Below are 7,717 nucleotides of genomic sequence, written 5' to 3' on the forward strand. Positions count from 1 at the left end.
CCCACCGAAGGAGGGTAGTCATGCCCGGACTGCTCCGAGGAGTCGCCCGCACCGCCGTGGTCGCGGGCACGGCCACGGCCGTGTCCAACCGGGTGTCCCGGCGCCAGGCCGGCCGCTGGGCCCAGCAGGAGGCCCAGCAGGCCCCGCCGCCGCAGCAGCAGCAGTACTACCAGGCGCCCCCGCCGCCGCCCCCGCCCGCTGCCGCCCCCGTCGACACCGACACCAAGATCGACCAGCTCAAGGAACTGGCCGCGCTCAAGGATCAGGGCGTCCTGACCGAGACCGAGTTCCAGGCCCAGAAGGAACGCATCCTCAACAGCTGAACCCGGCCCGGGGACCGGGCGTCGCAGGTCGTGGGCCGTTTCCGCCGGGGGCGGGAACGGTCCCGTCACTGTCGCCGCCGGGTCGCCGCACGGTCAGGTGAGGTCCGGCTCCTGGCGCAGGATCCGCTGGTGGATGCCGGCCAGCGCGGGGGAGGGCTCCACCCCGTACGCGTGGACCAGGACCGTCCGCGCGTCCTGGAACGCGCCCAGGGCGTCGGCCTGCCGCCCGGAGCGGTACAGGGCGATCATCAGCTGGCCGCGGAGCCGCTCGCGCACCGGGTGGGCACGGACCAGCCCCTCCAACTCGCCCACGAGCAGGGCGTGCTGCCCGGTGGCCAGGGCCGCCTCGATGCGGTCCTCCACGACCGTGAGTCTCAGCGCGTTCAGCCGCACCGCCTCGCAGCCCACCGCGGGCAGGCCCTCGAACTCCGCCAGGGCCGAGCCGCGCCACAGCGCCAGAGCCGCCGTGAGCACCTCCAGGGCCGGTCCGGGACGACCGGTGGCCAGCGCCCGGCGCCCCTCGGTGGCGAGCCGCTCGAACCGCACCGCGTCCAGGGCCTGCGGCTCCACCGCCAGCTGGTACCCCGGTGGGCGGGTGACCAGCACCGGCCCGCAGCCCTCGCCCGGCGGACCCGCCAGCGCGCGGCGCAACCGCGAGACGTAGGTGCGCACGGTGCGGTGCGCGTCACCCGGTGCCCGTTCCCCCCACAGCTCGTCGACCAGCGCCGTGACGCTCACCGTCCGGCCGACGTCCACCAGCAGCCGGGCCAGCACACCCCGCACCCGCGGTCCGCCCAGCGGCATCGTCCTGCCGTCCCGGGCGGCCTCCAACGGACCGAGTAACCTGAACTCGAACGTGCCCTGCTCGGTCACCACCAGTGATCCCCTCCCCCTCGCGTCTCGCCCTCAACTCCCGTTGCTCGTACGGTCTCAGGCGAACGATCTGTCCCCACCACGATGTACGATTCGGCCCGTGCGGGTGTTGCCAGGGCTGCGCGGTTCGCTGGCCCGTCGTGCAGGAGCCGGCCGGTGAACCCGCCACGTCGGAGTCGGGGGACAGTGATGGTCCAGCACGGTTCAGCGCGGCAGGCGGCGAGGGTCGACAGCTTCACCCACTGGCGCGAGCTCATCTGCGAGGCGTTCCTGTCCCTGACCCCGGAGTCGGACCGGCGCGAGGGATTCACCGGCGCGGTGACCCAGTGGCAGTTCGCCGAGCTGAGCCTGGCCCGGATCGACTCGCAGCGCCAGCGGGTCAGCCGCACCGACCGCGACATCGAGCGCGCCCCGCGCTCCGGCTACTACGCCAACTTCCAGCTGCAGGGCGTCAGTCGGATGACCCAGCAGGGCCGCTCCACGGTGCTGCGCCCCGGCGACCTGGCACTGGTCGACACCGCGCAGCCGTTCGCCTTCGACTTCCCCGAGGCGTTCGTCCAGCTCTCGCTGTACCTGCCCGGCCCGCTGCTGGAGAGCCAGCTCGGGCAGGGCGTGCCGACCGCGACCCGGGTGGACACGGGCACCGGGGTGGGGGCCGCGGTCCGGCACGCGCTCGGCGCCCTGAGCCGTGGCGACCTCGCCCCGCGGACGGCGGCGCGGCTGGCCGCCCACACCTGCGGCCTGATCGCCGTGGCCCTGGAACAGCCCTTCGCCGCCGACGTCCCGGCGCTGCGGGGTGACCGGCTGCACCGGGCGGCGCTGGACGACATCGACGAGCACCTCACCGACGACGACCTCTGCGCGCCGGCCACCGCCCACCGCCTGGGGGTGTCGCCGCGGCTGCTCTACGCGGTCTTCGCCGGTCGGCGGCGCAGCTACGCCACCGAGGTGCGCCAGCGCCGCCTGGAGCACGCCTGGCGCCAGTTGCAGGACCCGGCACGGTCGCACCTGCGGGTCATCGACGTGGCGGTGTCGGCCGGATTCGCCGATGTCACGAGCTTCCACCGGGCGTTCCGGCGCGCCTACGGGCGCACCCCGCTGCAGGTGCGCCGGGCGGCAACGGGTCCGGCCGGCGGGAGCGCCTGATCGGGTGCTCCCACCGGCCGGACGGCCGCGCCGCGGGTGTGCTGCGCCGGGGGTGTCAGGAGATGACGATGTGGACGAAGGCGTTCACGGAGTTGAGGCACTGGTCGGCGGTGCCGTTGTCGTGCGCGTAGTACCCGTTGTCGTCGTAGCCGTTGTCCTGGTAGCCCAGGATCAGGCTGCCGCCCCGACCGCCGACCACGTACTGCCGCCCCACGACGTCCACCAGCCGGGCCAGGTTGGCCGTCGCGCCGGGGATGGTGATCAGACCGTGGTAGAGGTCGCTGTCCGAGGCCGGGTCGACGTACCGCTTCCAGGTCAGCCCGTGGCCGCCGGTCTGCACGCAGCCGCCGGCGTTGACGGTGACGTGGTCCCCGGGCAGGAACGAGAAGTTGTACGTGGTCTGCAGGGTGGTCACCACCGGCTCGGTGATGGTGCAGTCGATCGGCAGGGTGGTGCCCGAACAGCCGGGGCTCAGCGTCAGCGCCCGGGGCGTCACCGCCGGCGTCCGGCGCACGTTGCGGTCGACCGCGCCGGACCCGGTCCCGGACGGGGCGGCGGTGGCGGCGGTGGCGCTCGTGCCGAGCGTCGCCACCACGGCCAGAGCGGCGGCGGCCATGAGGGTGATGCGCTTGTTCATTGGATCCACTCCTAGCTGGACCGGGCTTCCTGACGACGTCAGTCTCGCGAGCGCCGTCGACAGTCCGTTTGCCGAGCGTCGACAGCCCGCCGACCGCGGGCGGGCGGTGTTCGCTCCCGCCGAGCCGGGGCTGAGCTCCTGCCTGCCGACTGGATCCCGCCCGCCAGCTGAACCCCGGCGGGCGCACACCGCCGCCACCCGGGTGCGCCCGCCGCCCGCCGCGCGCGACTGCCGCCCGGTCCGGCTCGGCGAGGGGTGTTACCGTCCAGCTCTCCGTCCCCGCCGGTGCGTGCAGAATTCGAGGGATCCCCCGTCATGCTCGTGGTCAGTCCAGGTTTCAGCGTCCTGTCCGAGGATTTCGCCGCCGATCCCTACGGGTACTTCCCGTGGTTGCGGCAGAGTGCGCCGGTGCACTTCGAGCCGGCGATCGACGGCTACTTCCTCTCCCGCTACCAGGACGTCAGGCGGGTCCTGACCGACCACGAGGCGTTCACCACCGAGACGTTGCAGGTGCGCGCCGAGCCGGTGATGCGCGGGCCGGTGCTGGCCCAGATGACCGGGGCCGAGCACAGCGCCAAGCGGAAGATCGTCGTGCGGGGCTTCACCGGACAGGCCCTGCAGGACCAGATACGCGTCATCCGCGCGGACGCCGCCGAGCTCATCGCGCCGTTCCTGCCCCGCGGCCGGGTGGACCTCGTCAACGACTTCGGCCGACCCCTGGCCGTGTACGTGACGCTCGACGTCCTCGGCCTGGACAAGGCGCACTGGCCGCAGGTGGCCGCCTGGCACAGCGGGATCGCCGAGTTCATCACCAGTCTCGTCATGACCCCCGAACGCCGACGTCACTGCCTGGACTGCGCCGAGCAGTTGGAGGCCTACCTGCTGCCCGTCATCGAAGCGCGGCGCCGCGACCCGGGCGAGGACCTGATCTCGCGGCTGTGCACGGCCGAGTTCGACGGCATCGCCATGAGCAACCGCGAGGTCACCGCACTGATCATCAACGTCCTGGCCGCCGCGACCGAACCCGCCGACAAGACCCTCGCCCTCCTCTTCAGGCACCTGATCGACCACCCCGAGCAGCTGGCGCAGGTTCGCCGTGACCTGCACCTGCTTCCCGCCGCGATCGCCGAGACCCTGCGCTACACCCCGCCCGTCCAGCTGATCCCCCGCCAGGCGCAGCAGGACGTCGTCTTCGCCGGCGGCACGGTCCCCGCGGGGGCCACCGCCTTCTGCATGATCGGCGCGGCCAACCGCGACCCCGACGCCTTCACCGCTCCGGACACCTTCGACCTGCACCGCCCGGACCTGGGCACCGCCCGCTCCTTCACCGCGGCGGCCCAGCACCTGGCCTTCGGGACCGGACTGCACCAGTGCGTCGGCGCGGCCTTCGCCCGCGCGCAGATCGAGACCGTCGCCGCGCTGCTGCTGCCGCTGCTCGATGGGGTCCGCTACAGTCCCGGCTTCCACTACCGGGAGACCGGTCTCTACACCCGCGGCCCGGCCGGCCTGTCGCTGGACTTCACCCCGGTCGGGTGACGGCCCAGGGCGGGCGCGGGGGGCGTCGACACCTGCGGGACACGGGGCCGTCGGCACCCCCAGGCCACCGACGGCCCCGCCGGGCCCGGGCCGGCGAAACTCCCGCGCGGGCTGACAGTGCACCCCTCTAAGCTCCGAAACCCGGGCCCCGAGCCCCGGAGCCCCGAGCCCGACCGGGGGCGAACCCGCAGACGGAGGAGGACGGCCATCGACGCCCAGGGACTGATGCGCCCACCGCAGCAGCCGCAGCAGCCGCGCGCCCGTGCCCGGCGCGGGTTCTGGGCGAACGTCAGGCACTGGCTGGCGTTCGGGGTGACGTTCGCGGGCTGGTGGTGGTTCGCGAAGGTGAGCACCGGCGCGGACCTCTCGGGCGACGCCGACGACGCCACCCGGGCCGCGGCCCGGGTGTGCGCCCAGCACGGCATGGTCGTGCGGGAGCTCGTGCAGGCGCGGCACACGGTCCAGGCCTCCGGCGTCTCGTGCGCGGTCCCCGGACAGTGGGACGACCTCCACACCTACCCGCTCGCCGTGCACGACCTCGCGGCCGGGCTGGGCGACGTCTTCTTCGTACCGGTGACCGTGGCGTTCGGCGGGGCCTGCGCGGGCGCGTTCCTGCTGGCGTGGGCCGTGGCGGGCCGCGCCCTGGGCGGGACCGTCCGGCGTGCTCGCGGCGGCGGCGCGGACCACCCCCGACCGGGCGCCACCCGGCAGGGGTGACCGAGCCTGGTCCGCACGGCGATCGGTGCGGCCACCGTCACGCCCCGGCGTTCCCGGCGCTCCCGGTGCTCGCGCCGACCCGTTCGACCGGGATCCACAGCTGGGAGTCGGTCTCGGCGCCGGTCTCCACCGGCCGCGTGCGCAGGAGTTCGGGGCCCGCCCTGCTGGTGTACGGGTTCGAGGGGAACCACTGGGTGAACACGTCGCGCCACAGCTCCTGTAGGGCGCTCGGATAGGGCCCGTGGTCCTCGAAGACCGCCCAGGTCCCGGCCGGGACGTCCAGGGCGTCGAGCTCCTCGGCGGTGGCCCCGGGGCCGGTCACCACGCCGACCCAGTAGTCCGCCTCGGCGCCCTCCTCCCGGCTGTCGCCCAGGTACACCACCGCCGACAGGATCCCCGGCGGCTCCTCGCCGGCCAGCCCCTTCATCCGCACGATCGCCCGCTCGTCCAGGCTCGCCACGTGCGCGGTGGCGCCCGCGTTGAGTCCCTCGTGCACGAGGGGGAGGCGGGCCCTGCGGCCGAGGAACCGGAACGGCCCCTTCTCCACGATCCGGTACCGCATGGCCGTCCTGCCCTCGACGACGACCCGGAAGGACATCCGCGGCTGCGCGGTGAGCACCGCGCCCGTACGCCGTGCCTCGCCCGGACCGATGCCGTGCACCGAGCGGAACGCCCGGGCGAACGCCTCGCCCGAGCCGTACCCGTAGCGCACCGCGACGTCCAGCAGCGTCCGCTCCCCGGCCAGCACCTCGGCCCCGGCGAGCGTCATCCGCCGGCGCCGCACGTAGACCGGGAGCGGCATCCCGGCGAGCGCGGAGAACAGCCGCCGGAAGTGGTACTCCGACACGGCGGCGATCCGGGCCACCTCGGCCACGTCGATCTCCTGGTCGAGGCGGGTCTCCAGGTGGTCCAGCGCCTGGTTCAGCCGCTCCAGCACGCGTGACCGTCCTTCCGTCCCTCTGGTGTCCAGCCCGGCGGGCCGCCCTGCCTGCGTGGACACGATCCGACCGTGCCGTGCCCGACAGAATCGGTGCGGGAACGGTGGGGTGCCAGGCCCTGGCGCCGTCGCAGGCTCATCCCATGACCGATGTTATGGGATTCTGCGATCCGCGCTTCGACGACGTCCGTGCGGCCCTGACGGCACTGCTCCGCAAGGACGACGTGGGTGCCTCGGCGGCCGTCTACCTGGACGGCGAGCCGGTGGTCGACCTCTGGGGCGGGTACGCCGACGCGGACCGTTCCGTCGGCTGGCAGCGCGACACCCTCACCGGCGTGAACTCGACGACCAAGAACATGACCGCCCTGTGCGCGCTGATCCTGGCGGACCGCGGCGAGCTCGACCTGTCCGCGCCGGTCGCCGCCTACTGGCCCGAGTTCGCCGCGGCCGGCAAGGAGGGCGTCCTGGTGCGGCACGTGCTGTCGCACACCGCGGGGCTGCCGGACCTGCCCGGGCTGCGCACCGTCGAGGAGCTCTACGACTGGCAGAGCGTGACGGCGGAGCTGGCCTCGCGGGCGCCCGCCTGGGAACCGGGAACGGCCGCCGGCTATCACGCGCTCACCTTCGGGTTCCTGGTGGGTGAGATCGTCCGCCGTGTCACCGGCCGCAGCCTCGGCGCGTTCTTCGCCGAGGAGGTCGCCGAGCCGCTGGGCGCGGATTTCCACCTCGGGCTCGGGGCGCGGCACGACCACCGCCTCGCACCGCTCATCCCGCCGCCGTCCCTGACCGACGAGTACGCCGCGAGCGCACCGCCGGGACCCGAGGGCACGGGCCCCGGGCCCACCGGTGTCGCGGTCCGGGTCAAGGACGCCAACTCCACGGCCTGGCGCCGTGCGCTGCTCCCCGCGGTGAACGGCTTCGGCAACGCCCGTTCGGTCGCCCTCGTGCAGTCGGTCCTGGCCAACGGGGGTTCGGCCGGCGGCGTGCGACTGCTCTCCGCGCGCGGCTGCGAGCCCGCGTGGCGCGAGGAGTTCCACGGCGAGGACCGCGTGCTGGGCACGCCGATGACCTGGACGGTGGGCTTCGGGAGGTTCGGCACCACCTTCGGCTGGGGCGGCTGGGGCGGTTCCCTGGTCGTGAGCGACCCCGCCTCCCGCATGACGGTGGCCTACGTCATGAACCAGATGATCGACCGGCAGCGGCAGCAGGACGACCGCGGCATGGAGATCGTGATGGCCGCCTACGGCGGTCTGCGCTGACGGCGCGGCGAGGAGCGTGCGGGGTCCCGGCAGCGGGGCACCGGTGCCGGGCGGGCCCGACCTCTCCCGGCGCTCCGCCTCCCCGGACATCCCGGTGCCGGTGAGCGAGCTGGTTTTGGCCGGACGCCGCCGTCGGGTGTCGGAGTGACGTCGTCCGACGGGCGCGCAGCACCACACCCACCGGGCCGACGCGGCGCGGTGGGTGTGGGTGGTGTGCTGGGGTCAGCGGCTGGTGCCGCCGAGGCCGGCGGGGCCGTGCCAGCCGTTGGTGTCGGCCCAGTCGTTGGCG

The 7,717-nt window shown here is 74.2% G+C and carries 8 protein-coding genes; 5 read left to right on the top strand and 3 right to left on the bottom strand.

Going from position 1 to position 7,717, the window contains the following annotated elements:
- The first annotated feature begins 20 nt into the window (after nt 1-20).
- Complete coding sequence (locus ABD323_RS24915) at nt 21-323, top strand: SHOCT domain-containing protein (protein WP_344444173.1); 303 nt, start codon at nt 21-23, stop codon at nt 321-323.
- A gap of 93 nt (nt 324-416) precedes the next feature.
- Here ABD323_RS24915 and ABD323_RS24920 read toward each other — a convergent pair whose 3' ends face one another.
- Nucleotides 417-1,199, bottom strand: coding sequence for an AfsR/SARP family transcriptional regulator (locus ABD323_RS24920; RefSeq protein WP_344444174.1), 783 nt, complete (start codon nt 1,197-1,199; stop codon nt 417-419).
- 186 nt (nt 1,200-1,385) lie between these two features.
- Between ABD323_RS24920 and ABD323_RS24925 the strand changes: the two genes are divergently transcribed.
- A complete protein-coding gene (locus ABD323_RS24925; protein ID WP_344444175.1) occupies nt 1,386-2,342 on the top strand; it encodes an AraC-like ligand-binding domain-containing protein in 957 nt (318 codons plus the stop codon).
- Nucleotides 2,343-2,397: 55 nt separating this feature from the next.
- Here the strand turns inward: ABD323_RS24925 and ABD323_RS24930 are convergent, their stop codons facing one another.
- Complete coding sequence (locus ABD323_RS24930) at nt 2,398-2,979, bottom strand: hypothetical protein (RefSeq protein ID WP_344444176.1); 582 nt, start codon at nt 2,977-2,979, stop codon at nt 2,398-2,400.
- A 315-nt stretch (nt 2,980-3,294) separates the two neighbouring features.
- Here ABD323_RS24930 and ABD323_RS24935 point away from each other — a divergent pair, with 315 nt between their 5' ends.
- Nucleotides 3,295-4,515 (top strand): cytochrome P450, cyclodipeptide synthase-associated, encoded by a 1,221-nt coding sequence (locus tag ABD323_RS24935; protein WP_344444177.1) that lies wholly within the window; start codon nt 3,295-3,297, stop codon nt 4,513-4,515.
- Between the two features lie 225 nt (nt 4,516-4,740).
- Entirely contained in the window at nt 4,741-5,232 is a 492-nt protein-coding gene (locus ABD323_RS24940) for a hypothetical protein (RefSeq protein ID WP_344444178.1), read from the top strand.
- A 37-nt stretch (nt 5,233-5,269) separates the two neighbouring features.
- Here ABD323_RS24940 and ABD323_RS24945 read toward each other — a convergent pair whose 3' ends face one another.
- Nucleotides 5,270-6,169 carry an AraC family transcriptional regulator gene (locus ABD323_RS24945; RefSeq protein ID WP_344444179.1) on the bottom strand — a complete coding sequence of 300 codons (900 nt, stop codon included), beginning with the start codon at nt 6,167-6,169 and terminating at the stop codon, nt 5,270-5,272.
- Nucleotides 6,170-6,312: 143 nt separating this feature from the next.
- On the opposite strand from ABD323_RS24945, the gene ABD323_RS24950 reads away from it, so the two are divergent.
- Complete coding sequence (locus tag ABD323_RS24950; RefSeq protein WP_344444180.1) at nt 6,313-7,428, top strand: serine hydrolase domain-containing protein; 1,116 nt, start codon at nt 6,313-6,315, stop codon at nt 7,426-7,428.
- The last annotated feature ends 289 nt before the right edge of the window (nt 7,429-7,717 follow it).

This window comes from Kitasatospora nipponensis (genome assembly GCF_039528135.1).
GTDB lineage: Bacteria > Actinomycetota > Actinomycetes > Streptomycetales > Streptomycetaceae > Kitasatospora > Kitasatospora nipponensis.